The organism is Pseudomonadota bacterium (genome assembly GCA_018817425.1).
GTDB lineage: Bacteria > Desulfobacterota > Desulfobacteria > Desulfobacterales > RPRI01 > RPRI01.
In genome coordinates this window covers 38,423-62,392 of record JAHITX010000117.1, presented here as the reverse complement: position 1 = coordinate 62,392, position 23,970 = coordinate 38,423, and the positions used below count along the sequence as shown (strand labels likewise).

Annotated in this window: 17 protein-coding genes, 1 pseudogene and 5 riboswitches; of the genes and pseudogenes, 5 read left to right on the top strand and 13 right to left on the bottom strand. The window is 42.1% G+C overall.

Going from position 1 to position 23,970, the window contains the following annotated elements:
* Window positions 1-5 precede the first annotated feature (5 nt).
* The 13 genes and pseudogenes from KKC46_19815 to KKC46_19755 form a co-directional block, all read right to left on the bottom strand.
* Window positions 6-854, bottom strand: coding sequence for an ATP-binding cassette domain-containing protein (locus tag KKC46_19815; protein ID MBU1056049.1), 849 nt, complete (start codon window positions 852-854; stop codon window positions 6-8).
* Window positions 839-1,594, bottom strand: a complete 756-nt coding sequence (gene cbiQ, locus KKC46_19810; protein MBU1056048.1) for a cobalt ECF transporter T component CbiQ — start codon at window positions 1,592-1,594, stop codon at window positions 839-841. The genes KKC46_19815 and cbiQ overlap by 16 nt, the downstream gene beginning before the upstream one ends.
* Before the next feature lie 133 nt (window positions 1,595-1,727).
* Window positions 1,728-1,946 (bottom strand): annotated as a pseudogene (locus tag KKC46_19805) (cobalt transporter).
* Between the two features lie 82 nt (window positions 1,947-2,028).
* Window positions 2,029-2,739 (bottom strand): energy-coupling factor ABC transporter permease, encoded by a 711-nt coding sequence (locus KKC46_19800; GenBank protein MBU1056047.1) that lies wholly within the window; start codon window positions 2,737-2,739, stop codon window positions 2,029-2,031.
* Window positions 2,740-2,976: 237 nt separating this feature from the next.
* A riboswitch (cobalamin riboswitch) is annotated at window positions 2,977-3,171 on the bottom strand.
* Between the two features lie 114 nt (window positions 3,172-3,285).
* The gene (locus KKC46_19795; GenBank protein ID MBU1056046.1) at window positions 3,286-3,459 is read right to left on the bottom strand and encodes a hypothetical protein; all 174 of its coding nucleotides are present in this window, start codon (window positions 3,457-3,459) and stop codon (window positions 3,286-3,288) included.
* Between the two features lie 35 nt (window positions 3,460-3,494).
* Entirely contained in the window at window positions 3,495-3,854 is a 360-nt protein-coding gene (locus tag KKC46_19790) for a DUF2149 domain-containing protein (protein MBU1056045.1), read from the bottom strand.
* Window positions 3,826-4,461 (bottom strand): MotA/TolQ/ExbB proton channel family protein, encoded by a 636-nt coding sequence (locus KKC46_19785; GenBank protein ID MBU1056044.1) that lies wholly within the window; start codon window positions 4,459-4,461, stop codon window positions 3,826-3,828. The genes KKC46_19790 and KKC46_19785 overlap by 29 nt, the downstream gene beginning before the upstream one ends.
* Window positions 4,461-5,219 carry a DUF2162 domain-containing protein gene (locus KKC46_19780; GenBank protein ID MBU1056043.1) on the bottom strand — a complete coding sequence of 253 codons (759 nt, stop codon included), beginning with the start codon at window positions 5,217-5,219 and terminating at the stop codon, window positions 4,461-4,463. The genes KKC46_19785 and KKC46_19780 overlap by 1 nt, the downstream gene beginning before the upstream one ends.
* 12 nt (window positions 5,220-5,231) lie before the next feature.
* Window positions 5,232-9,170 carry a cobaltochelatase subunit CobN gene (locus tag KKC46_19775; GenBank protein MBU1056042.1) on the bottom strand — a complete coding sequence of 1,313 codons (3,939 nt, stop codon included), beginning with the start codon at window positions 9,168-9,170 and terminating at the stop codon, window positions 5,232-5,234.
* Window positions 9,171-9,203: 33 nt separating this feature from the next.
* Window positions 9,204-11,210 (bottom strand): TonB-dependent receptor, encoded by a 2,007-nt coding sequence (locus KKC46_19770; protein MBU1056041.1) that lies wholly within the window; start codon window positions 11,208-11,210, stop codon window positions 9,204-9,206.
* 387 nt (window positions 11,211-11,597) lie between these two features.
* Window positions 11,598-11,786: riboswitch (cobalamin riboswitch) on the bottom strand.
* A gap of 118 nt (window positions 11,787-11,904) precedes the next feature.
* Window positions 11,905-12,786: a sirohydrochlorin cobaltochelatase gene (locus KKC46_19765; protein MBU1056040.1), complete on the bottom strand. Its 882-nt coding sequence runs from the start codon at window positions 12,784-12,786 to the stop codon at window positions 11,905-11,907.
* Window positions 12,787-12,843: 57 nt separating this feature from the next.
* Window positions 12,844-16,710 carry a cobaltochelatase subunit CobN gene (locus KKC46_19760; GenBank protein MBU1056039.1) on the bottom strand — a complete coding sequence of 1,289 codons (3,867 nt, stop codon included), beginning with the start codon at window positions 16,708-16,710 and terminating at the stop codon, window positions 12,844-12,846.
* A 205-nt stretch (window positions 16,711-16,915) separates the two neighbouring features.
* Window positions 16,916-17,121, bottom strand: a riboswitch (cobalamin riboswitch).
* 58 nt (window positions 17,122-17,179) lie between these two features.
* The gene (locus KKC46_19755) at window positions 17,180-19,072 is read right to left on the bottom strand and encodes a TonB-dependent receptor (protein ID MBU1056038.1); all 1,893 of its coding nucleotides are present in this window, start codon (window positions 19,070-19,072) and stop codon (window positions 17,180-17,182) included.
* A 199-nt stretch (window positions 19,073-19,271) separates the two neighbouring features.
* A riboswitch (cobalamin riboswitch) is annotated at window positions 19,272-19,483 on the bottom strand.
* A 194-nt stretch (window positions 19,484-19,677) separates the two neighbouring features.
* A riboswitch (cobalamin riboswitch) is annotated at window positions 19,678-19,865 on the top strand.
* Window positions 19,866-20,027: 162 nt separating this feature from the next.
* Here KKC46_19755 and KKC46_19750 point away from each other — a divergent pair.
* From KKC46_19750 to KKC46_19730, 5 genes are read left to right on the top strand one after another with little or no spacing between them, the layout of a single operon-like run.
* Window positions 20,028-20,801, top strand: a complete 774-nt coding sequence (locus KKC46_19750; GenBank protein ID MBU1056037.1) for a DUF3450 domain-containing protein — start codon at window positions 20,028-20,030, stop codon at window positions 20,799-20,801.
* Window positions 20,798-22,237: a MotA/TolQ/ExbB proton channel family protein gene (locus KKC46_19745; GenBank protein ID MBU1056036.1), complete on the top strand. Its 1,440-nt coding sequence runs from the start codon at window positions 20,798-20,800 to the stop codon at window positions 22,235-22,237. The genes KKC46_19750 and KKC46_19745 overlap by 4 nt, the downstream gene beginning before the upstream one ends.
* Before the next feature lie 58 nt (window positions 22,238-22,295).
* Window positions 22,296-22,841, top strand: coding sequence for a MotA/TolQ/ExbB proton channel family protein (locus KKC46_19740; GenBank protein MBU1056035.1), 546 nt, complete (start codon window positions 22,296-22,298; stop codon window positions 22,839-22,841).
* On the top strand, window positions 22,841-23,260 hold the full coding sequence (locus KKC46_19735; GenBank protein ID MBU1056034.1) for a biopolymer transporter ExbD: 420 nt from the start codon (window positions 22,841-22,843) through the stop codon (window positions 23,258-23,260). The genes KKC46_19740 and KKC46_19735 overlap by 1 nt, the downstream gene beginning before the upstream one ends.
* A gap of 12 nt (window positions 23,261-23,272) precedes the next feature.
* A complete protein-coding gene (locus KKC46_19730; GenBank protein MBU1056033.1) occupies window positions 23,273-23,968 on the top strand; it encodes an energy transducer TonB in 696 nt (231 codons plus the stop codon).
* Window positions 23,969-23,970: the final 2 nt, after the last annotated feature.

The following is a 23,970-nucleotide window of genomic DNA, read 5'->3' as shown; positions in this document are numbered from 1 at the left end:
TGATTTTACGATCTGCTTTCCATTGCTCTTATTATATCTCTTCTGGCTTCGCCGATTGTCAGCGGAATACGCTCAAACTGCAAGCCGTCTTCATTCTTTAATTTATAAACAAGCTCAGCAATCATGGGCAATCTGAGCTTTACTTCCGACATTTCCATGGGAGCCGTAAACACCTCTTCGGGTACGCCACTTCTTACAATCCGGCCACAGCTTAATATATAAAGTTTGGATAAAAATATCGGTACCAGATCCACGCTGTGTGTTGCCATTACGATTGTAACGCCGTTTTCCAGGTTAAGTTTTTTTAAAAGACTCATCATCTTGTATTCGCCCATCGGGTCAAGGCCTGCCGTCGGTTCGTCAAGCAGCAATATTTCATGGCCCATGGCAAGAAGCCCTGCTATACATGCTCTTTTTTTCTGACCATAACTTAAGTTATGAATGGATTTCTTCTCAAGACCATCAAGTTCAACATCTTTTAATGCACAAATAACACGATCCTTAACTTCAGAAACATTTAACCCCATATTTATCGGGCCAAACGCTATATCATCAAACAGGGTTGCAGCAAAAAGCTGATCATCCGGGTTTTGAAAAACAAGGCCTATCTTTTGATATATCATTTTAGGGCTAAGCTCTCTGATATTTTTACCATCAAGAAGTACTGTGCCTTCAGAGCCTTTCAGGAGCCCATCCATGATTTTAAGCAGCGTTGTTTTTCCTGATCCATTGGAACCAAGTACTGCTGCAAACTCTCCTTTTTTGATTTCAATGCTGATGTCTAAAAGAGCTTTTGTTCCATCAGGATATATTAAAGATACGTCTTTTACGCAAAGTCTTACATTATTTTCCATAGCACTCCGGCTGCAACAATTATAACTAATGCTATCGCAACTTCATTTATTTTAAAAGAAGCACTATGGCCAACAGGCATATTCCCGGTGTATCCTCTTTGAAACATTGCCTGGGTCGTTATCTGGCTGCGGTCAAAAGCTCTTATTATAAGTTCACCCGAAAGCGTTCCGAAAGAACTTAAGCCTAATCGGATACTGGAATAACCGAGTCTGTTTTTTTGTGCATTATATATAACACCTGCATCTTCAAAAAGAACAAAAATATATCTGTAGGTAATCATCAATAGCTCTAAGAACAGCGAAGGAATTTTAAACCATGAAAGACCTGTAATGATATCTGTAAAAGGAGAAGAAAATCCGGCAAGTGCAATAAGCGAAACAGCTCCTATAATGCGGCTTGAAAGCCTTATGCCTTCCATCAGGCCGTCTTTGTACCCGATAATGTCAATCCCTGCGATACTTACACAAAACAAAGGTTCGTGGCCTGTAAAAAAGAATTTTAAAAAAAGAAGCATAGCGGCTATAAAAAGGGGCTCTGAAAATCTGATAAGCATAACGCGTGAAGGTATATCAATAATCCTGCAAAGCACTATGGAAAGCACGGCTACAAATAAAGGAAATGTTATTCCATTGCTGCATAAAACCATAATCAGCAGTGAAAACGTTAATATAAGTTTGATTCTAACATCAACTCTTGTGAGAAGATTACTATTTTTATAATATTCGTCAAATAAATGCATATTGGTTTTTATCTAAAGTACTTTTTATTAGTCCTTCATTACGAGGGTTCAAGTGTTTATGGGTTCAAGGTTCAAGGGTTCCAGGGTTCCAGTGAAATCTTGTTTATATATAATATTTAACTGAAATCTTCGCCTAAATACTCGGGCTTTCCTTCCGGTCACCTGGTGGAACAATAAGCATCCTCCAGTAATATCCGCCGATAAATCCGCCTATTGTACCTGCCAGAAGAAATACAAATAAAAGCAGGTCTCCCTGATCCGTATTTATAAGAGGATCGCATGATTCCCGGCCATGTTCTTTTGCGTATTTCTCCACTACGGATTCATCAACGCCCGGCCACTTTTCCGAACTATAAACAAACGGCTGAAAGCAACAAACTACAATTACAGATAAAACAAAGATCATAACCATTTTGACCATAATTTTACTTTTTTCAGGCTTCATTGGCTACACCTCCCACCGGTTTAATTACTTTCATCTTTATGAGCAAATCTGGCCTTTTCTTGTACAGCAATACGACCATTCCGCCGGTGATGGCTCCTTCAAGTATTCCAAGAGGAAGCTGAGTAGGAACAAAAGCTATAATTATTTTTGTGAAAAGCGGCATAAAAGGCGAGCCGCCCATTATGCCTGAGGCCAGTTCAACCGAAGTGGAAAGATATGTGGCCCAGTCTGCTATTAATCCTGCTGCAAACCCTGCCGCAAAAAGATTTGTATTAAATCCGCGCAAGGTTTTAAAGGTAATATATCCGGCAAAAGATCCCATTATGCCCATAGATACTATATTTGCACCCAATGTGCTTAATCCGCCATGTGCAAGAAAAAGAGCCTGAATAAACAGAGCAACAGAAGCTACAAGAACACTTAATCCAGGACCAAGTAATATTGCAGAGATTCCGGTTCCGCATGGATGTGAACATGTGCCGGCGGTTGGAACAGGCATGGGCATGCATGAGATGATAAAAACAACTGCTGCTACAAGACCGACAAGAGGCTTGAAGGAAGGATCAAGACTTGAAAGCTTTTTTAACTTATATAAGCCATAAGCTACAAATGGCGCAGCGACAATAAACCATAAAACCGCCCAGTTGAAAGGTAATATTCCTTCGGATATATGCATTGCATAAGCGTTGTCAGTAAACATCAAAAAGATAAACGCTGATAATATAATAAAATGATTTTTAACATTTTTTAACGCTATGTAAGCTATTTTAAATACAATTCTCTTCATAAGCAGTTCTCCTGTTAAAAAGTTGATAGTAGTAACCTTTTGGGGGATGACCCCAAAAAAAACAAAAAAAAAATCCCCGGACCGATGTTAATCAATCCGGGGAATCCCATTTTTTTCCTCATGATCCTTGCAGTGCTCTCTTGTCCGTAAAAAACACGCAAACATCCAGGCAGGTCTTCTGACTCTCGGATCATTCATCCGGCTGCACCTTCCCATCACGATTATTCGTAACAGTGGTATCTTACAGCCTTTGTCCCCGATTACAGCGGCGGGCCCGCCCCCGAATTACACGGGGTTCCCTGTTCCGGCGGGTTGTAAAACCCCGCCCTACGATATATAATGTAGGGTGGTATTTAACACATACCGCCTTATGCTATTAAAGCACCTGGATTTATATTTATTGCCTATTAATAAGAATTAATAAGGATTCTTGTCAAGATAAATTTTCAACAGGAATTTTCAATTTAAATATGTCCACAGAAACTCTTTCGGTTCATAATCTTCCGCAAGGGCCAATCCTGCCATATTGCGCTTTCGCCAAATTTTGTGGCATCTGATAAAAGAAGGATCAATAAATCGTATAACCTCCCCGAGACAACTCAAATCCTGCTGTATGCGCCAATACAAATACATGGTTTTCTCCTTTTGTTTTATTATGACTTTACTTTCTACTCCGGCACATAAACCATAGAGCCGTCTTCCAGTTTGTATGCAATACCCAGCCTTTCCCCTTTGCCCTCCACCTTTTCTTTACTTACTTTCATAGCTTTGATTGTTTTGCCTTTTTTAGTGATTATTTCCATCTCCTGATTTACGGTGTTTTTTTTTAATATTGTTAACTCGGATTTTTCGCTGAATAAATCCTGAAGATGATACATACTGAAAAGAACCATAATAAGACCAACTATGAATACAAGCCCGATATCAAACAGATTGGCAACACCTGTCATGGGATCATCATCTGAAAAAGCAGGAGTTCCCAAACCCTTACCAACTACATTAACTCGGCGCTTTTTGAAGTATTTCATAATTTACTGTCTCCGTTTGTTGCGTAAGTATCTCGGTTGCAAGCTCCATATTCTTTATATCTTCTTCAACCCATCTATGCTTTACCGTGTAAAAGAAAAATGCTGCTGTGCCAATAGCCATTCCTACTACCGTTGTTGTAAAAGCAATAACAAGATCAGCGGAAAGCTTCGTCATATCTCCCTGCCCTAATGCCGCCAGTCCTGTCCCCATTGGAATAAGGGTTCCTATCAATCCCAGCGCCGGAGCCACTCTTACCATTATTCTCAGCCTGTCCATAGATTTCCAGACATTCAATGTTGTATCCTGCAAAAAGTTTTCTATTGCTATTTCCGTATCATTTCCTTCTACATTCAATTTGTTTAATGTTTTAACAAATTGATTCACACGATGAGAAATAAAAGATGAAGTATTACCTGTTTTTATAATAGCAGGAAAATCATGCGGGGAGCACCTTTTTAGTCGTAGCCGCTCAATCCATTCCGCAAAAAAAGTTCCTGCATAGATAATTACATATACTGTCAGTAACATCAGCAAGATAAGTACAGGATATAGCAGGGAAGAAGATATAAGGTATATAAAGGTTTTTACCAAAGCACCCGGATTAATCATGATATTCTCCCATTTATTCTTTTGGTTTTTACTGTAGTTGCAGCAAAGCCTCCAAGAAAAAGTACTGTAATAAATATTAAGTAAAGAAAGATTTGACCTGTCTGACCAACTGCCGAATCTGATTGATACATAGCTAACCGGTAAATTTTATCTACATCCGCAAATTGCGGCATGATTGTTACCGAAAGAATAAAATAGGCTGCAATTAGAATCATAGCCCCGCCAAGAAAGCTTTCAGCCTGTGAATCACTTCGTTTTTTTAAATAAACCATAACCAGCACACTAATTAAATTAATTACGATAAAGGCAAGATACAATAAAAGAACAACTCTCATCGGAAACTCAGGGAAAAAGGTTATAAGAAAACCAAGAGAAAAAAAAATCACTGTGGCACAAACAGGACAAGGAAGGGCCAGCAATAGCCATCCTTTGCTGCTGTTATTAGAAACGCTGTTTTTTTTCAGTAGCACTACACCCCATACGATAAGCATACCGGCCATAATAAGATGGATAAGCATCCCTGATTGAACAAAGTTTTGAATGGCCGCAAAATGCCTGATTAAATCTATTTTTTCCAAAATTACAGCCGATACCGTAAAAAGCAAAAGATATGTGAGAGCATACAGCAAACTCATTCCCACTTTATTGCGTACAGAATTCTTTTGAAACATATAATAGGATAAACCTATGCCTCCTTTTATCGCAAATATCCCGATGCCAAACAATACTCCCAGAATCAAACTCTTATAAATCATTTCCCTGCTCCTTTATTTGTGTTTTCTTCCCGATCCCCAGACAAACAGCACTATGATCAGAAGAATAAACAATGATGCCGCCCATTGAATGCCGGAAGATGTAAGATCCGTTGTATCATCTGCTTTATCCATATCCTCCATTTTATACCCTTCAACGGTTACAGGCTTTTCTCCATGAGCGGTTTTAGTTGCGGACTCTTTCTTGTTAACGGCAACATCCGACGACGAATCGGCAGATGCTTTCGGTGATATATTTTGCATTTCGGCAATCAATATTGTGCGGTCTTTGACCTGCTGATCCAGTGCTTTGCCTGCGGCCTGTTCCACAGCCAGCTTGAATTTTTCCACTATTTCAGGAGACAGCACCCCCGGCAAAGATATTATCTGTACTACCATTTGGTTAAGCATTGGATTATTGCAGGTATGATCGCAGCAAGCCACGCCCTTTTCGACTACATTTACCGCATATTCTGCTGCCAGTTTCTTTTTGATTTTTTCATCCGCTTTCCAATAACCTTTTCTTGCTGCTTCAAGCATACGGGCGGTCATGGATTGATAGGCCCAGGGATTTTCACGGTTGAAGAACTCCTTAATATCCTGACCATATTTGTCTTCTACATAAACCTCGTACGTCTGTTCCCATTTTGTCTTGTCAATAGCTTTGGGAGTGGTAACCTGCCAGCCCCACATATTTTCCAGAAAATCCGCCATTGCCCTGGCGCCTGCATATTTTTCCTTTTTCATCCCCTCAATCCATTTGGGATTCAGGTACCGGCTGCGCAACTCCCGGCCGATGGTTGCGGAAATCGGCTCTATATGTCCCTGCCCCATGGTTTTCTGCATGGATACATACACCTCAGGATCTTTTCCCGATTCCTTTCGCACAGCCATGGAAAGTCCGCCTAAGTATTGAAACATATCATCATTATCCATTGAGCCATAAAGATTCGAAGAAATAGAGTGAACGGTGGCATCCACTTTTTTCAGGTTTTGTCTGTATGTATCCTTAAGCGGCTTACCCCAGATATCCGATGAATACCCGTATGAAACCATGTTGATAAAACCCTGTTCGGCAACTACACTATCATTATCCCACATACCGCTTGAGCCTGTCATGTTATCTACCTTGGTTCCGTAAGCCCCAGGTTCTGCGCTGAAAAGCCGCACGGTGGACAGTTTCTCAGCCTCTTTTAGCGTGTACCCCTTTTCTATCAGTTGTTTACGTATTTGGACCGTATGGTTTTTAACAAAATTTTCCACATCACTAAGAGTCGCCGCCTGTTTAACAGCATTATCGAGCAAAAGCCCTGCCGTGGGAAACGTATCTCTGAAAAGACCCGACATTTGAAGCAATACATCGATCCGTGGCCTTTTCAACTGCTTTCCCAAAACCGGCTCAACACCCGTTACCTTATCACATTGATCCCAGACCGGTTTCATACCCAATAGCCGCAAGGCTGTGGCTACGTTGATTCCCTCATCTCTTATAGTTTCAACGGACCAGAGTATTATTCCTATCTGCTCAGGATATTTTCCGTTATTTTTTTTCCGGTATGAGTCAATCAATTGATCCGCCGCTTTTTTGCCGTTCTCCCAGGCTTCTTTAGATGGAACCTTATCCGGATCAAAACTATAGAAGTTTTTACCGGTGGGAAGACTTTCCGGGTTCCGTATCGGATCATTTCCTGATGCCGGTGGAATATAGCCGCCTCGCAAACCCCTGATAAGGCTGTTTCTTTCAGAAGGACCGCATTCCAAAAGCAGAGATTTATAGAAATCCGCAGCCTGATCACCTTTTAAAGCAATAGCCTTTGCAGTTTCTTCAAGGCCTTCTCCTGTTGGAGAAAGACCGAAAGTGTGCAAACCGTAAGGTATCATTTCAGTTTTAAGTTCAAGGATATAATGATCGATTATTTCCATGCCATCATCATCAAGACTTCGGATATCCAGATCTTTATCGATACCCAGTTTTACCGCCATATCCCAAATACGAACCATTCTGGCCTGTCGAATCTTTTCGGAAGAAGATGATTCATATTCACTGATCAAAGCTGCCAGTTTGGAGTATTCTCCATAGTCACCTCCTTTTTTAAAAGGTGGTGTTGCATGATCGATAATCACGCCCCGGCCCCGTCTTTTGGCCTGGATACCCTCCCCGACATCATCAACAATATATGGATACAAACTGGGAATATCACCGATAAGAACCTCAGGCGGACATGAAGCTGAGAGCCCGGCCTGTTTTCCTGGCAGCCACTCATGTGTGCCATGGGTACCCAGGTTTATCATGACATCGGGTTTAATTTTATTTTGAAGCCATAAATAAAAAGCCGTATATTGATGATGCGGATATAAAACAGTGCTATGAAAAAGTTTCTCAGGGTCATCGCTCCATCCTCTGGAAGGCTGAGGGGCTAAAATCAAATTGCCCAGCTTGATACAGGGAATTATAAATTTGCCGTTGCGGGTCATGATATCGGAATCATCGGGACTGCCCCAATCTTTTTCAATATTTGCGGCAAATGTTTTATCAACATCTTTTAACCATTTCTTATACTGCAAAAACGGAATAAACTCCACTTCACCTTCCCGTATCATTTTATCCAGTTCATCCGGTGCCCATGAACCTATATTGCGTCCCGATCTGATCAAAAGATCTTTAATTTTATCTTCCGACAGATCGCCATCAACAGTATATCCGGCCTGTTTCATATTACTGATGATTTCCCGGATACTATTAAATACATTAAGATAGCTGGCCCCGATATTTTGCTTGCCGCCACCATGGTTATAGTATATCAGTACTACCTTCTTGTCCTTATTTGCTTTTTGTTTCAACCTGTGCCACAAAGCCGTGCGCCTGGCTTGTTTTTCCACCAGAGATGTTACCGGTATGTAATGGTAGGCATTAACTTTCCCGGATTCTGTTGCCACACGTTCTTTAACTCCCATCACGGTCGGCTCTATCAACCCGGAAAGCTCCGGTACGCCAAATTGAAGTGATATTTCTGCGGGAGTAACGCCTTGTTCGGATGCCATCCATTCTTCTCCGGTTGAAAAGAAAAGATAAATAGGACTAAATACCGGTACATCGGCTTTTTTCAGCACATCCATTGTGTGTGCCGATAATCTGGAACTGAACTTGAAAGTAAATCCGGTAATGGAACCAAGATGAGTTTTTAGCGGTTCGGCGGAAATAAGACGGTCAACGGCCAAATCCCAATCTTTCATGGCCCGCATGAGCGTTATAGTATTAATGCCGTTTTTTTCATATGCCCGTATCAGGGCATTAACAGGAGCCTGCTTATTATCAACAGGAAAAGTAGGAAATATTATAGTCAGATCCCACAACTTGCCCGGCTGGTAGTGACCGCTTTGACGGTACCATTTAATATAATCTTCAAGGGACTTAAATATCTCAGGAGCATCAGGATGATAGAGCCCGTTTTCAGGCGGAATAACCGCAGGGACAAACCGGGTGGCCAATTTCAGATCCTTTTGGGATAAGAAAAGAATCAGGTTTTTAAGATTGGCGGAAGAAGTAAACTTATAATAGTTTCGGACATCCTGATCCATGATAAAACCTGCATCAAGATAATCCTTAAGCTGACCGGACATTCGAACTGCATAGATCCTTACGCCCGGATTGATTGCTGCTTTTTTGGAAATGAGCCATTTACCAAGATGACGAGGCATAATATCAACTATGGCAATATCCATGCGCTTAATAAAGTCTGTGGTCAGGTTTTTATCAATGTCCTCCTGAGTAAAAATTCCGATCTCCACTTCCGGAAGATTGATCATCTTAACTGCCTGCAAGCAAGTATATGCGTCAGAATCACCTACAAAAAAGCCTATCGCATACCGCGCGGCATTAGCCGTATCAGCAGAACATATAATAGCAATTACCAGTATTGCCGACAGAATAATTATATTTTTCCTAATTTTCATAATTAAATTCATAAGAATTCAAGTATATACTCATTAAAAACCCACACTGATTCCGGCTTCAACATAAGCACCATCCTGTATATAATAATAGTTTCTGGGCTCCCCATCTGCTCCGGTAAGCCTTCCGGTCGTGTTGGAAACATATTCTATCTTTCGGTCAAAGATGTTTTTGCCAAGAACCCAGATTTTCCAGTTATTCACTTTGTAGGAAATATTGGCATCACAAGTGGTCTTTGATGAATATTTGATTCGGTTTAAATAATCTACATATTGAGATCCTGTATAATTTACATCTACACCAAGCTTGAGCCCTTCAAAGGGATAAAAATCAAGCCCCACCAAACCGCTGTATTCAGGAACATGATCTACCCGATAGCCGTCCAGATCCCTAAAGACCCTATCATTGGACGGGTGGTCATATACCACCATCTGACCTGATTTCCATTCAATCTTCTGATACGTTCCGGCAAGCCGATAGCCGAAGTAGCGGCATAACCGTCCGTCCACCTCAAGTTCAATGCCTCTTGCCTCGGCCTCCCCCACATTCTTTTGCCCATAGGAAGTTGTGGCTGGGGGATTATAAACAGTGGAGAATTTATCATTATATTCTGTGAAATAGGTAGTCAGATTGATGTTTATTGTTTTATGTAGCATATTACGGTAGCCGATTTCATAAGTCAGTGACTTTTCCGGTTTCAGATCCTCAGGCCGGTTAAGATCTCCGCCGCTTTCCGCGGCCCAGGCATAATACCGGGGCGTGGGAAACCAGTAATTCCTTCCCGCTGAAATATAGACAGTAGCCTTCTCGCTGAAACGATAGGACGGGGCTATCAGCCAGCTATACATTGTATTGCTCTCATCCACCTTGTTCGGAACCCGGTCCTTAAAATCAATTTCAACCCGGTCGACGCGGCCACCGATCTTGAGTCCCCAGTGTTCACTAAGAACCAAGTCATTATCCCAGAACACGCCATATTGCCGTTCTTCAAAATCAAAGATGGAACTGTCCGTATCTTTTGCCGGATCATAGGGGTAGATTCGAAAATTAGAAAACTCAATATCCTCAAAGTTCAAGCCAATGGAGGGTGTGTAACTGATTGCCCCTATGTTAAAATCATACCCCCCCGAAAGTGTTGCCGTATAGGTATCCTGTTCCTTGTCGTCATGATAGACGCTGGTGGGGCTAGTATACAAAGCATAGGATCTGCGGTAATCTTCCTCATAACCTGTCCAGGATATGTTGGAATCTATAAACAAGCCGTTGCCCTTGTGGGAAAACTCAAAAGCTGCAGTTGCGATGTCCTGATCCTTTGAGTTGTGCCAGATCAGGGTCGGATCGGTTTCGCTCCTGGGGAAATGAATGTCCCGGCGATAATTTTCCTTCTGCCATTCGAATTTTGAAAACCCGTCAACGGTGATCTGATCATGTGTGATATAATTTCCCCGGATGCCGATACGGGTTTGATCCGATAGATTGTAACCCACCTTTACAAGGGCGGATATACGATCTTCTTCCTCTTCTTCATAACCGTCAGTACTGTAATTTGCGGTATTAACAAAATAGTCCCACCGATTTACGCTTCCCGAAAATCCCGCATATTCATTATGAGTATTCCATGATCCGTAGGAAACCGACACATCACCGTTAAAGACGCCGGTTTTGCCTTTTTTAGTGATAACATTAATCACACCCCTGGCAGCTCCAGGCCCATAGGCAATCCCGGCAGAGCGCAGAACCTCGATTCTTTCGATCTGTGAAACAGGGATAAAGCTGAATTCATCATACCGGTAATCACCAATCTTCTGGGGCACGCCATCAATGAGGATAACGGGTCCCCCGGCCATAGAACTCTTGGTACCCCGGATGGATATAGCGGAGTCTTTTGCGCTGACATTATCGACTCCCGGAATCTTGCTGATTGCCTCGACAATATTTTTCGCACCCATCTCTGATAGTTCCTCAGCCGTTATAACTGAAATACTAGCCGGTATATCAATCATTTTACTTTTATTGGTTGATGTGACAACGATTTCATCCATAACGTGGCTTGCGGTTTCTTCAGCACATAACTGTTTGACCGAAATAAATATTAAAACAGTGATTAACCATATTATAAATACTTTGTTATAACCCGATAATTTAAGATTATTTAGCTGCACCACTTTACTCCTTTCATGATAACTCTATTCACAAATCAATATCAGGTTAAGGCGAATATAATACTTTTTAATATGACGGTAATTTGTAAAGTATAAATTCGCCATGCGCATAATGCAGGATTTCAAGCTATGCCATATAAGACATTGTTAATATTATATATAAATATTACTATCGCAGAATAAAATAAAAATCCCCGGACCGATTAAATCGATCCGGGGAATCCCTTTTTTATCCTCATGATCCTTGATGCGCCCTCTTGTCCTCGGAAGACACACAAATATTCAGGCAGGTCTTCTGACTCTCGGATCATTCTTCCAGCTGCGCCTTCCCATCATAATTATGCGTGACAGTGGCATTTAGCAGCTTTAGTCCCCGATTACAGCGGCGGGCCCGCCCCCGAATTTCACGGGGTTCCCTATTTGCTCATTATGAGCACCTGAATACTATTGTTTTCTTTAATACGAGTTTATAAAGAGCTATGTCAAGATAATTTTCAATTTACTTATAAACCATTTTCAAATAATTTATTCTTTATTTTGAATAGATTATTATAATTGCTATTACTTGCATCAATTAAAAATGACTAAGTGGTTTACCAATATGGTCAACCCAGATATCTACGAAATCATCATATTCCGCAGTACCTTTAAGAACCGGAACACATGTAATACCGTTTATTGTTAAAATAGATTTCCAAGAATCTGCTTCATCTCCTGCCATGTCGTTCTTGGCATGATCTCCGGCTACCGACATAAAGGGTATCAAATATGCTATTTTTATCTTTTTTTGAAGCAGCAATTCTTTTATCAGACCGATTTCTGGATAACCTTCCACTGTGCCGACGAATATATTAGGATCTCTAAGCTGTAACTGGAACATCAATGCTGCATAGAAGGCATTAGATGGATGGTGGGTGCCGTGTCCCATTAAAACAACGGCTTCGTCTTTTTTCCTGTTTTTGGGTATGTATTTTATTATGGCATTAACCGTCCTTTGCATATCATTCTGGCTTGCCAAAAGAGGATATCCCAGCACAATTCTTTGGAATCTTCCCATCAATTTGAATGCTTCCACAGTTCTTCTTAAATCGTGATATTCTGCCCCGCCGATGGTGTGCAGGGATTGAACAGCCACATGAGTAAATTTTTCGTCTATCATCTTCGCTAAGGCAACTTCGGGTGAATCCAGCAATTTCCCTTGCTTAGCAAGTTTATCCCGGATGATATGAGACGTATATGCCCAGTAAACCGGGATATCGGGATAGGTGGCCTTAACCTTTTTATCGATGTTTTGAAATGAAACCTGGGCTGATGCTTCGCTTGATCCAAAAGCAACCAAAAGAATCCCTACCTTCTTCGAATCAGTGCGAGCATGACCGCTTGCAGCATAAGCATAACCTGAAAGCACAAAAAATATAAAAGCCGTCATCAAACTGTACAATTTTAATCTTCTCATTTTTTCTCCTTTTTTTAAATTGTTTTAATCAATTAAAAATATGAACATTGCATGTAACTATCGTCTGCGCCGCGATCCCCAAACAAACAATCCAATCAATAACAGGACAAACAGTGATGCCGCCCATTGGATGCCCGATGAACTCAAATCCGTAGTTTCATCTTTAGTATCCATATCCTGCATCTTATAGCCCTCAACTTTTTTTGCATCTTTCTGGATTTTACTACTACTCTCATCCACAGGCTTTTTCTTTTCTTCCTGTCCGGTGTTTTTCTCATTCGTTCCCGGCCCGGCACTAAGTTCGGCCAACAGTTCTTTTCTATCCTCGGTCTGCTTATCTAAAGATTTGGCAGCCATTTTCTCTATTGCCAGCTTGAATTTTTCCACTATCTCCGGCGACAATACACCAGGCAAAGAAATAATATTTACTACCATCTGATTAAGCATGGGATTGTTGCAGGTATGGTCGCAGCAGGCCACACCTTTTTCGACTACATTGATCGCATATTCGGCGGCCAGCTTGCGGGTGATTTTTTCATCAGCCTGCCAGTAGTCCTTGCGAACCGCTTCCAGCATGCGGGCAGTCATTGATTGATATGCCCATGGATTTTGCTTATCAAAAAACTCTTTCAGCTCCATGCCATACTTATCTTCCACATAAACATCATATACCTGCTTCCACTTGGCAGCATCCACAGCATCACGTACCGTAACCTGCCAACCCCAAAGGTTTTCCGCAAAATCAGCCATCTGGCGGGCCCCGGCATAATTGTCCTTTTTCATCCCTTCAATCCACTGGGGATTTAAATAGCGTGTTCTAAGCTCCCTGCCGATTGTTTTGGCCACATCTTCAACCATCAATTCATCTTTTTTACGATGCATTGTAACCATAGTATCAGGCGCTTCGCCTTTCACATTCTTCACAGCAAGTGACATGCCTCCCAGATACATGAAAAAATCATCGGTATCGATGATGCCTATCACGTTGCTGGAACGCGAATGAACAGCTATATCCACACCGCGAAGGTTTTCCGCAAATGCTTCTTTTACGGGCACAGCCCATTTCCCCCGGCCCACAGCAAACTGGGTACGGTTCATATAGATGTCGCTGATAGCTTTATCTGATTCCCACAGTCCCGAAGCGCCCACCATCTCTTCCACCCCGTTTCCATAAGAACCGGGCTTTTCAGTAAATATCCGAAAACGTGACTGCTCTTCAGCCTCTTTTTCATTCATACCTGAAGCAATAAGCGCGTTTTTAATAACTGCCTTGTTTTTCGCAAGAAAATTTTCTATATCGGTCTGGGCCATTGCTTTTTGTACTGCTTCATCCAGAAATATGAGTTTATTTGGAAACATATCACGATACAAACCGGAAGGATTTATAAGCACATCGATACGGGGACGACCAAGTTGTCTTCCCGGAATTACACAGCTGTCTGTTACACGTTCTGTAGCATCCCAGACCGGCTCCACACCCATAAGATACAGTATCGTGCTTTCATTAACACCTTCGTTACGGGTGGTCTCGGTTGCCCAAAGCACCACACCTACTTTTTGCGGATATTTGCCATCCTTTTTCAACTTCTCTTCTATCATTTGCACGGCAGCCCGTTTACCGATTTCCCAGGCCGCTTTGGATGGTACCTTTGCCGGGGAAAATCCATAAAAGTTTTTACCGGTGGTAATAGCTGCAAGGTTTCGTAATGGATCATTGCCTTCTCCGGCAGGCACATATTCTCCGCGTAAGGCGCGGATAAAATTATCCATCTCCCTGACAGGAGAAGCATCCAAATCCCGTTGCACCTGATTTATATCGGCTTTCGGATTCTGCTTCATTATCAGCTCAACTGTTTCCGATGCCGCATCAGGGTCATAGGCTTTACCATATGTATGTAAACCGTAAGGAAGTGAATTGTTGTCAATCTCATGAAGATATAGATTAATTTTCTTCATCGCATCTTCATTCATATCGGTTATTGCAAGATCAGTCGCAATCCCGGTTTCTTCCACCAGTTTCTTCATTTTCTTCATGTATTCGGGTGCAGTTTCGCTGCCGCCTGTTTTGGCAATTTCATATTTTTGATACAGATCTTGCAATTGACTGTATTCATGGTAAAGATCGGCTTCTTTCATTGGAGGAGTCAGATGATCAAGAATTACTCCCCTGCCCCGGCGCTTGGCTTCAATGCCTTCTCCTATATCATCCACAATATAAGGATATATATTGGGAATACTTCCGGTCATAATCTCCGGTGGATCTGATGGCGCAAGACCGGCTTGTTTTCCCGGAAGCCATTCATAAGTTGCATGTGTCCCCAGATGTACCATGGCATCGGCTTTAAATTTTTCCGAAAGCCAGAGATATGCCGCAATATACTGATGGTGAGGATAAAGAGTAGTATCATGATACAGTTTCATGGGATCATCCGTCCATCCGCGGGCCGGTTCAGGCAATAATACTATATTGCCGAATTTCACCATGGGAAAAACCATATTACCGTTTTTGGTCATGATAGTACTTTTTTCAGGCGGACCCCATTGGGCTAACACCGGTTTTTTGAATTCTTCAGGCAGCCTGTCAAACCATTTTTTATATTCCGTCAATGAAACCTGCTCTGCATCACCGGCCGCAAGCATTGCATCAAGCTCTCCGGGAGCCCAGGAACCAATATTTCGCCCACTTTTTAAAATAACTTCTTTAAGCCCATCTTCCGTTAGCTTATCCGTATGTTTGATGTTGTAACCTTCCTCTTGCATCCGGTTCATAATAACCTGAAGGCTTCTAAAAACATTCAGATAGGCGGCAGCAATATTTTGTTTACCCTGGCTGTGATTGTAATAAATTATGGCTATTTTCTTTTCGGGATTGTGCATTCGCTGAAGTGCCGCCCATTTTTTAAGGCGCGGGATAAGAAGTTGAATAGTTTCATCTATAGTTTCATATACATACAGACTCCTGCCGGTTTCAGGATCAATAATTTCCTTCTTTCCTACCAACACCGTTGGCTCGATTGCTGAGGAAAACTCAGGTGTGGATACAGCCCAGACAGTTTCCATGGGGCCTAAACCCACCTCGCTTTTTCGCCACTCTTCTATGGTTTCGCCGTAAGGGCGGATTACATTAAAAACCGGCACATTCAAATTTACAAGAGCTGCACGGATTTCATCATTGATACAGGAAGAAAACTTCATTGTAAAAGCCAGAAGTAAATCAACCGGAGCTTTCCCGTCAACAGGTTTTAAATATTGATTAAGGACCATTTGAACAGGGCCGAAACAGGCAAGTACATTAAATCCTGAGGCTTCAAGCTTTTTGATCAAATCATCGGCTGCTTCAACCTGACCTTCTTTTAAAGTAGTACCGTAGAACATGATACCAACCCAGGGATTATCAAGCTTATAACCCGAACGGTATTTATACCAACTTTTATAGGCAACAGTTTCAGAAAATTTATACGGCGCATCCGGGTGATGGATACATAGTTCCGGCACCATTTTTACTTCTTCAAATTTAATCTTTGGATCAATATGACGGTGTACTGCCATACGTACCATATTAACCATATTGGCAATGCTTTTATTATGATAGTAGTCAATAATCTTTGAATCAAACAGATATCCTTTTTTAGCCAGTGCTTCCGGATCACCCGCCCTGTTAAGTGCATAAACTGCCCGACCGGCTATTAATTTCTCATCAGCCATATAATTTGCCAATTCAGGCATCATTACATTTACAAAAACAATTGATGATCCGGTGATAAAGTTTTTCGCCGTTTTATCCGCCTTCAAATCTTCAAAAGTAAAAAACCGTGTTTGAATAGATTTTGGAAGATTCAATTTCTTTACGGCCTGATTAACCTGATAGCTATTGATATCTACTTCCAGAATAGAAATATTTTGTGCATTCGCTTTTGAAAACATGACAAAAAAGCAGCAAGCTGCAATAAGCCACACTCTTGCATTGTAAACCCGAATACTGATCATTAATAAATCCTTTTTTCTTCTTTTTTAGCAATACTGGTCAAAGGTACCATCAACCCCAAAAAAAAATCCCCGTACCGATTAAATCGATCCGGGGAATCCCTTTTTTGTCCTCATGATCTTTGATGTATCTTCTTTTCCTCGGAAGACACATAAACATTCAGGCAGGTCTTCTGACTCTCCCGCTCTTTTGACGGCCTTCCCATTCCGATACGTCTGAACAGTGGCACACAAAGGTCAAAAGAGTTCCCTTTCTAAAGAAAAGGTCAGGATTACAGCGGCGGGCCCGTCCCCGATTTTAACGGGGTTCCCTATTCGCTCGATATGAGCACCTGAATTTCAAACTTATGTTCAATAATTATATGTAAAATATTGTTATCATAAACCTCACATTAACTTATTCCCTGGATTAAAAATTAATATTCATACCTGCCAGAAACCTGAAACCATCATCAGGATATCCGGCATGATGTTCATAATCGGTATCAAACAGGTTATCGACATGAACAAATACTTCGCACGGCCATGACATTAAGGCTAAAGGATGAATTACTTTCAAATTCACTACTGCATAGCTATCAAGTTTTTGTTCCTGAGGTGTATCAGGGCTGCTGTATTGACTGCTGACAGCTTTAAATATTGTTTCAATTTTTGTTTTTGTTGGCAGAACAAATTTTCCTGTAATTTTGAAGTTATGATGCGGTGCCTGCGAGAGCTCGCCCCCCGTTTCCTTATTTTTGGTATCCTGATAAATGTAAGACAGATCCGTGGAAATATTTTTTGTTAATTCAGACTTTAGCGCTAATTCCACACCCTGTTTATAGGCACGTGAAATATTGACAGGACGATAAATATGATCGTTTCCCCTTTGATAAATGATAAGATCACTGGTATTTGTTCTAAAGAGTGAAGCATTAAAAATCGTATCCTTTCTGATTTTATGCTCCATACCCAGATCAAAGGAGTATATCTTTTCTTCATCTAAATCCGGATTTCCTCTTACCTGGTCGATAGAACCATGACTGGGCTGGTATAACTGATTAAAGGAAGGGGTTTCCACGGAATATCCGGCATTCGTTTTAACTGTAGTATTTGCTCCCAAAGCATAACTCAATCCGGCTGTGAATGCAGGAAATTCACCGAAATCATTGGTATGATCCCCTCTTACACCTAAGCTGGCTGTAAAATTGTTAAATTCCTGGTCATGCTGAATGTGAAGAGAAACTTTTTCTCTGTGATGATCTCCGGAAAGATTATGGTCAACCCTGTTTGTTTCAACAAGACCCCCCAGACGCAAGGCGCAAAACCCATTCTCAGGTGTCCATATAGTCTCACCACTTATACCTGCCTTACGTGCATCCAGTGTTGACCGCACCCCGGACTGAGACTCGTCATTAAGATCTTCTATATCCAGATATGTCTTTACTTTATATTCCCTAGTATCATCTCTGATATTATTTACATGAAAATCCATAGCTCCTTTCTGGTAACGCTGTCTGGCATCCGGAGTTGGATTGTCGGTGGGGCCTGGGGAACCATGGTAGGAATGATAATACTTGCCGTTTAAGTCATACCGGATTCCGGATTGTCCTTCCGTTTGCCAATTAAAGCTGGCATTTCCGCTGTCGCTGTCGCTATTTGACCTTTTTCCGTCTTTATGACCGGCGCCTGTTGTAAATAATACTTTTCCCTGATCCTGATGCACCATATAGGCAGCACTTATATTTGCAGTACCATAAGATCCGCCATTTATTTTAACGCGGGCATAATTTTCTTTCTTTTCCGAATTCCTGCCGGAAGAACCTTTGGTTACAATATTTACAACCCCAGCAGCTCCTCCAGGTCCCAGCCAAACAGGAACAGGAGGTTTAAACACAGTAATGCTTTTGACAATCTCAAGGGGAATACTTCCCAAATTTACCCCGCCATATTGTGCGGAATTAATAGGCCTGCCATCTATCAATACCAATACAGAACCTGAGCCTCCACCGCCCCGAATGGAAATCCTTGCTCCCATACTACCCTGACTCTGTGTTACATCTACACCCGGCATTGAATCAAGTACTTCCCCAACTTCAAGAAAATTCCGTTTTATAATCTCATTACGGTCAATTTGCACAACATTTTGAGGATGATTTTTTACGTATTCGGAAAGCCGCTCGGTAGTAACATAGACTGTCCCCAACTTATAAACCACAGCATCATCAGTATCCGAATCTTGTTGCGCATAAATTGTATTTGCCAGACATAGACACAGTAAAAAGCAAAAGATAAATGATATTTTTGTGTTATCCCATTTCATTAGTAAACTCCATAAACAACCGTAAAGAATATGTATTAAAACTGTTAAAAAGCACCCGTCTTCATTTCATCCTCTCCTATTAAAAGAGAAGTGATCAGATCCGTCAATGCACAAAAAAAAATCCCCGAACCGAAATTAATCGATCCGGGGATGTCCCTTTTTTATCCTCAGAATCCTTGCAGTGCTCTCTTGTCCGTAGAAACCACACAATAATTCAGGCAGGTCTTCTGACTTTCCCGCTCTTTTGACAACCTTCCCATTCCGATAAATCAGAACAGTGGCACACAAAGGCCAAAAGAGTTCCCTTTATTAATAAAAGGGCAGGATTACAGCGGCGGGCCCGTCCCCGAATTTCACGGGGTTCCCTATTCCGGCGGTGTGTAAAACCCCGCCCTACATCGCATAACGTAGGGCAGCATTTCACATGCCGCCATATGCTAAAAAGCACCTGAATATATATTTTCTACTCTAATAAGAATTAAAATATATTCTTGTCAAGAAAAATATTATTTTAAGCGCTCCCGTAAAAACTCTCCCAATATAAGACACCATAACAAAAAATTATTCCCCCATTTTTTTTCTTGACATTACTTTTTACATATCATAGCAAGTGCTCATGTAAAGGTGCTCTTAATTGAGCTTAATAGGGAACACCGTTTGAATCGGTGACGGGCCCGCCGCTGTGATCGGGGACGAAAGCTGCAAGAGTGTGCCACTGTCCATATGGATGGGAAGGCGTAGCAAGTAGAGTGATCCGAAAGTCAGAAGACCTGCCTGCATATATAGGGTTTACGGCCGCGAGGACTGCGCCGTTTCCGGTTGTTAAGTATTTTTAAGTCTGTGGATAAAAAAGGGTAATCCCGGGCCGATTTAATCGGTTCGGGATTTTTTTTTGGGCTGACGATACTAATCGCCTTGAGCCTTGATCTTCAACCATCCGGCAGGAGAATTGCGTGTGATAAGAAAAAATCTTTTAATACTATTAATAGCAAGTATATTTCTTCTTTCGGTTAATTCATCCGCAACAGCAGATAATACGGTTTTGCGTTTGGATCAACCGGTACAACAATCAATAAAAATCCGGCAAGCCACCCAACAAGAAGAAGAAAGTTGGCGTTTTGAGAAAGAAAAGCTGATAGCCGGGTACGAAGAGCTTCAGAAACAACAAGAGCAATTAAAAACCCGAAAAGAGCAATTGAATCAACAAATCGAAACAACTCAAACACGTTTGGCTGCCAAGGAAAAACAGCTTACCGATATCGAACAGATCACTGCTCAAGTCCGGCCGTTTTTGGATGGAATCATAAATAATATAGAGTTACAGATATCAGACAGTCTGCCTTTTTTAGCAACCGAACGCAATCAGCGGGTAGAAAAACTAAAAACCATTATGGCCGATCCAAGTATAGATATCAGCGAGAAATATCGAAAAGTAATGGAAGCACTTTTGATTGAAGCCGAATATGGCTTTACTATAGAAACTTACCAGCAAACAATTAGTTTCGAAAAACAAACCATGCTAGTTAATATTTTTCGCCTGGGAAGGCTAAGTTTGTTTTTTCAGAGTCTGGATCAAAAACATTGCGGTTTTTATAACTTGTCAACAAACACCTGGCAAACCTTATCCGGGTCCTACAACCGCACTATCAAAACGGCCATTGATATCGCAGCCAAACAGCTGCCGGTGGAACTGCTTACCCTGCCCATAGGAAGGATCGCAAAGCAATGAAGATACCTATAAAATTGATACTGTTTATACTCATAAGCATATGCTGGGCCCCCTTTCCTATACATGCTCAGGACATGCGGGATCTATCCATAAAAATCCGTCAGACCAAAGAAGAATTAATGCAAAAAACGACTGCTGAAAAAACCGCTTCCGAAAAGGAGGCCGCCTCAAGCAAGATAAAAATAATGGAGAACCGTGAAAAACTTAAAAACGCAATTGCTAAGCTTGTTTCTACAAACCAAAAGCTGGATAAAGAAGTTAATGCTTTGACCTTTCAGCAACAACAATTGGACGAAACAGAAAATATGCTTACCCAAAAACTGAGCCAAACAGACAGCATGATCAAAGAGCTGGTGGGAGTGATCCGGGTAAACGCAAAAGATATTCATGCAATGGTCACACAGAATCTGCAAACTGCTCTTAGCAAAAATAGCTACTCATTTCTTGAATCCATTAACCGTGAATCTCAATTTCCGGGAATGGATGATGTACGAGGCCTGGCACAAGCACTGTATGACCAGATTGAATCTTCAGGTTCAGTGGTTCGTCAAAAATGCATGATCATTGACCGGGCCGGGCTGGATGCAAACGCAGACATACTTGTTTTGGGCCCTTTTACTGCTGCTTACCGTGTCGGTAATGAGACAGGATTTTGCAATTACTCCCCTGCCGGCCGAAAACTCTATGCCCTTTCCCGTCTTCCATCAGGCCGAATGCAGAAAAATATTTCCCGCTATATTGAAGGTAAAAACGAAGCGGTAACCATAGATATTTCCCGCGGGGGAGCATTGCGACAGTTGACTCATGATCTTAGTCTCCGTGAACTTATCCCCAAAGGCGGCCCCATAGTCTGGCCTATCCTGATAATATTTGCCCTAGGGTTGTTGATCATCTTTGAACGTATCTTTTTCCTGTTGCATAATAAATTTGATGCCAACAGCCTGATCCGGCAAATCGAAAATTTATTTGCTGAAAACAAATGGCGGGAATGTACTCAAACTTGTGAGCTGCACATAAAAAAACCGGTGGCACGAGTGATAAACGCAGGCCTGCTTTGTTGCGAAATGCAGCGTGAAGAAATGGAAAATGCCTTGCAGGAAGCAATTTTAAAAGAGATTCCGCCTATGGAACGGTTTCTGTCCACACTTGGAATGCTTGCTGCAATTGCGCCGCTTCTGGGTCTTTTGGGCACAGTCACCGGTATGATCGAAACATTCCATGTAATAACTCTTTATGGCACTGGCGATCCACGGCTTATGTCAGGCGGCATATCGGAAGCCCTGGTAACTACCATGCTCGGCCTTTCGGTGGCAATACCTCTGATGCTGTCCCAAACACTTTTAAACCGTGCCGTAGACAAAAAAATAGGGGAAATGGAGGAAAAAGCCGTGGCCCTGGTTAATATCATTCACAAAAACCGGGGGCAGCGTGATTGAAATTCTGTTTAACGAATATTTGCACCTTGAGGATTATTTTATAGCAGGCGGCATTACTATGGTTCCACTGGCCGTGGTCAGTCTTTTAATGTGGTTGCTTATTGTTGACCGGGCTTTTTTTTTCAGACGCTTATACCGCAAAAACATGAATCTTAAAACTGCGTGGGAACATATCAATGAAAATCGTATGCCTGATCCCAAAATATACCGCGGAGCAATATCACTTTTGGTAGCAAGATTTTTGCAACAACGAAGCAATGACCGCATTCTTGACCGTTTTATTTTAGATGAAACCGTATTGACCATAAACCAAACATTGGTAGAACACTTGTCCTTCATCGGGGCGCTTGCTGCCTTGGCCCCGCTTTTGGGACTGCTTGGAACAGTTATTGGCATGATCGGCACTTTCGACATTTTATCCGCCTTCGGCACCGGCAATGCAAAGGGCATGGCGGGAGGCATTTCCGAAGCACTGATTACTACACAAACCGGTCTGCTTATTGCTATTCCGGGAATGTATATGAAAGGGTTTTTAGAACGCCGTGCACAAAATCTGCAACAGCACATAGCCCGTGCAGGCTATTATCTTAGAAGGAGATTGTAATGCTTAACATAACTGCTGCAAGACGTGGCAAGAGATCAGTTAGCGAACTGAATATGGCGCCACTGATCGATATGGTATTCATCCTGTTGATTTTCTTTTTAGTAACCACAAGCTTTGTAAAAGAAACCGGCATCGATATCAACCGGCCTACAGCCTCAACTGCAGTTGTAAAAAACAAGGCCACTATTTTAATAGCCATTGACCAGAGCAACAGGATTTTTATGGATCATCGGGAAATTGACCCGCGCGCCGTCCGCGCCAATGTGGAACGGGCCCTGGCCGAAAACCCCGAAGGCGCTGTTGTGGTAGTTGCAGACAAAATCAGCAGCACCGGTATCGCCATTCAGATAATGGACGGATGCCGCCTGGCAGGAGCTAAAAATGTCGCCCTGGCGGCAAGCATACCTGAAGGATCTTAGGAGAAGTATTTCATGACAAAGGGGAACCAATCGAAACAATCCGGATATTTTGACGAGTTCTCCAGGCAAAAGCGGGGAACCTGGATTTGGTCAGGATTCACTGCAACAGGAATAAATCTGATCCTGTTTCTTCTTATGCCCCACCTTATGGACACTTCGCCACCCGGTTTATCTATAGAAACCATCGTACCCCAAGTTAACGTAATCAGGGTTAAAAGGCCGGAAACCGAAGTAAAACGCAAAACCGTCAAACCTCCGGACCCGCCCAAAACAAAACCTGATAAACAACCCAAAGCATCCCGGCCAACAGAAACCAGACTGACACTGCCGTTTACAATCAATCCGCGGCTGCCCGGCGGACCAGCCACTTTGGATTTACCGACTTTTAAAAGTGCTCCGCCAATCGGTCAGACGGATATTTTTTCCACAGGTCAATTGGATGCTCCCCTGACAACTTTGGTTCGCATTCCTCCTGTGTACCCCTTGCGGGCCAGGAGGCGCAGCATCGAAGGTTGGGTCAGGATCTCGTTTTTGGTTGATGAAAAAGGAAGTGTCAACAATATCAATATTATTGAAGCCGATCCTCCCGGTATCTTTGAACAAAGTGTAAAGCGCTGCGTCAGCAGCTGGCGTTTTAAACCCGGAACTTTGGAAGGCATGCCCGTCAAAGCAAGTGTTGAAACAATCATACGTTTCGAGTTGGAGTAACA

Bases quoted from the DNA above. Each gene is read 5' to 3' on its own strand.
- KKC46_19755 (MBU1056038.1), bottom strand. From the start codon at position 19,072: ATGAAATGGGATAACACAAAAATATCATTTATCTTTTGCTTTTTACTG.
- KKC46_19760 (MBU1056039.1), bottom strand. From the start codon at position 16,710: ATGTTTTCAAAAGCGAATGCACAAAATATTTCTATTCTGGAAGTAGAT.
- KKC46_19765 (MBU1056040.1), bottom strand. From the start codon at position 12,786: ATGAGAAGATTAAAATTGTACAGTTTGATGACGGCTTTTATATTTTTT.
- KKC46_19780 (MBU1056043.1), bottom strand. From the start codon at position 5,219: ATGATTTATAAGAGTTTGATTCTGGGAGTATTGTTTGGCATCGGGATA.
- KKC46_19770 (MBU1056041.1), bottom strand. From the start codon at position 11,210: ATGGATGAAATCGTTGTCACATCAACCAATAAAAGTAAAATGATTGAT.
- KKC46_19790 (MBU1056045.1), bottom strand. From the start codon at position 3,854: ATGAAATACTTCAAAAAGCGCCGAGTTAATGTAGTTGGTAAGGGTTTG.
- KKC46_19730 (MBU1056033.1), top strand. From the start codon at position 23,273: ATGACAAAGGGGAACCAATCGAAACAATCCGGATATTTTGACGAGTTC.
- KKC46_19800 (MBU1056047.1), bottom strand. From the start codon at position 2,739: ATGTTTACTGACAACGCTTATGCAATGCATATATCCGAAGGAATATTA.
- KKC46_19735 (MBU1056034.1), top strand. From the start codon at position 22,841: ATGCTTAACATAACTGCTGCAAGACGTGGCAAGAGATCAGTTAGCGAA.
- KKC46_19815 (MBU1056049.1), bottom strand. From the start codon at position 854: ATGGAAAATAATGTAAGACTTTGCGTAAAAGACGTATCTTTAATATAT.
- KKC46_19745 (MBU1056036.1), top strand. From the start codon at position 20,798: ATGAAGATACCTATAAAATTGATACTGTTTATACTCATAAGCATATGC.
- KKC46_19775 (MBU1056042.1), bottom strand. From the start codon at position 9,170: ATGAAAATTAGGAAAAATATAATTATTCTGTCGGCAATACTGGTAATT.
- KKC46_19740 (MBU1056035.1), top strand. From the start codon at position 22,296: ATGGTTCCACTGGCCGTGGTCAGTCTTTTAATGTGGTTGCTTATTGTT.
- cbiQ (MBU1056048.1), bottom strand. From the start codon at position 1,594: ATGCATTTATTTGACGAATATTATAAAAATAGTAATCTTCTCACAAGA.
- KKC46_19795 (MBU1056046.1), bottom strand. From the start codon at position 3,459: ATGTATTTGTATTGGCGCATACAGCAGGATTTGAGTTGTCTCGGGGAG.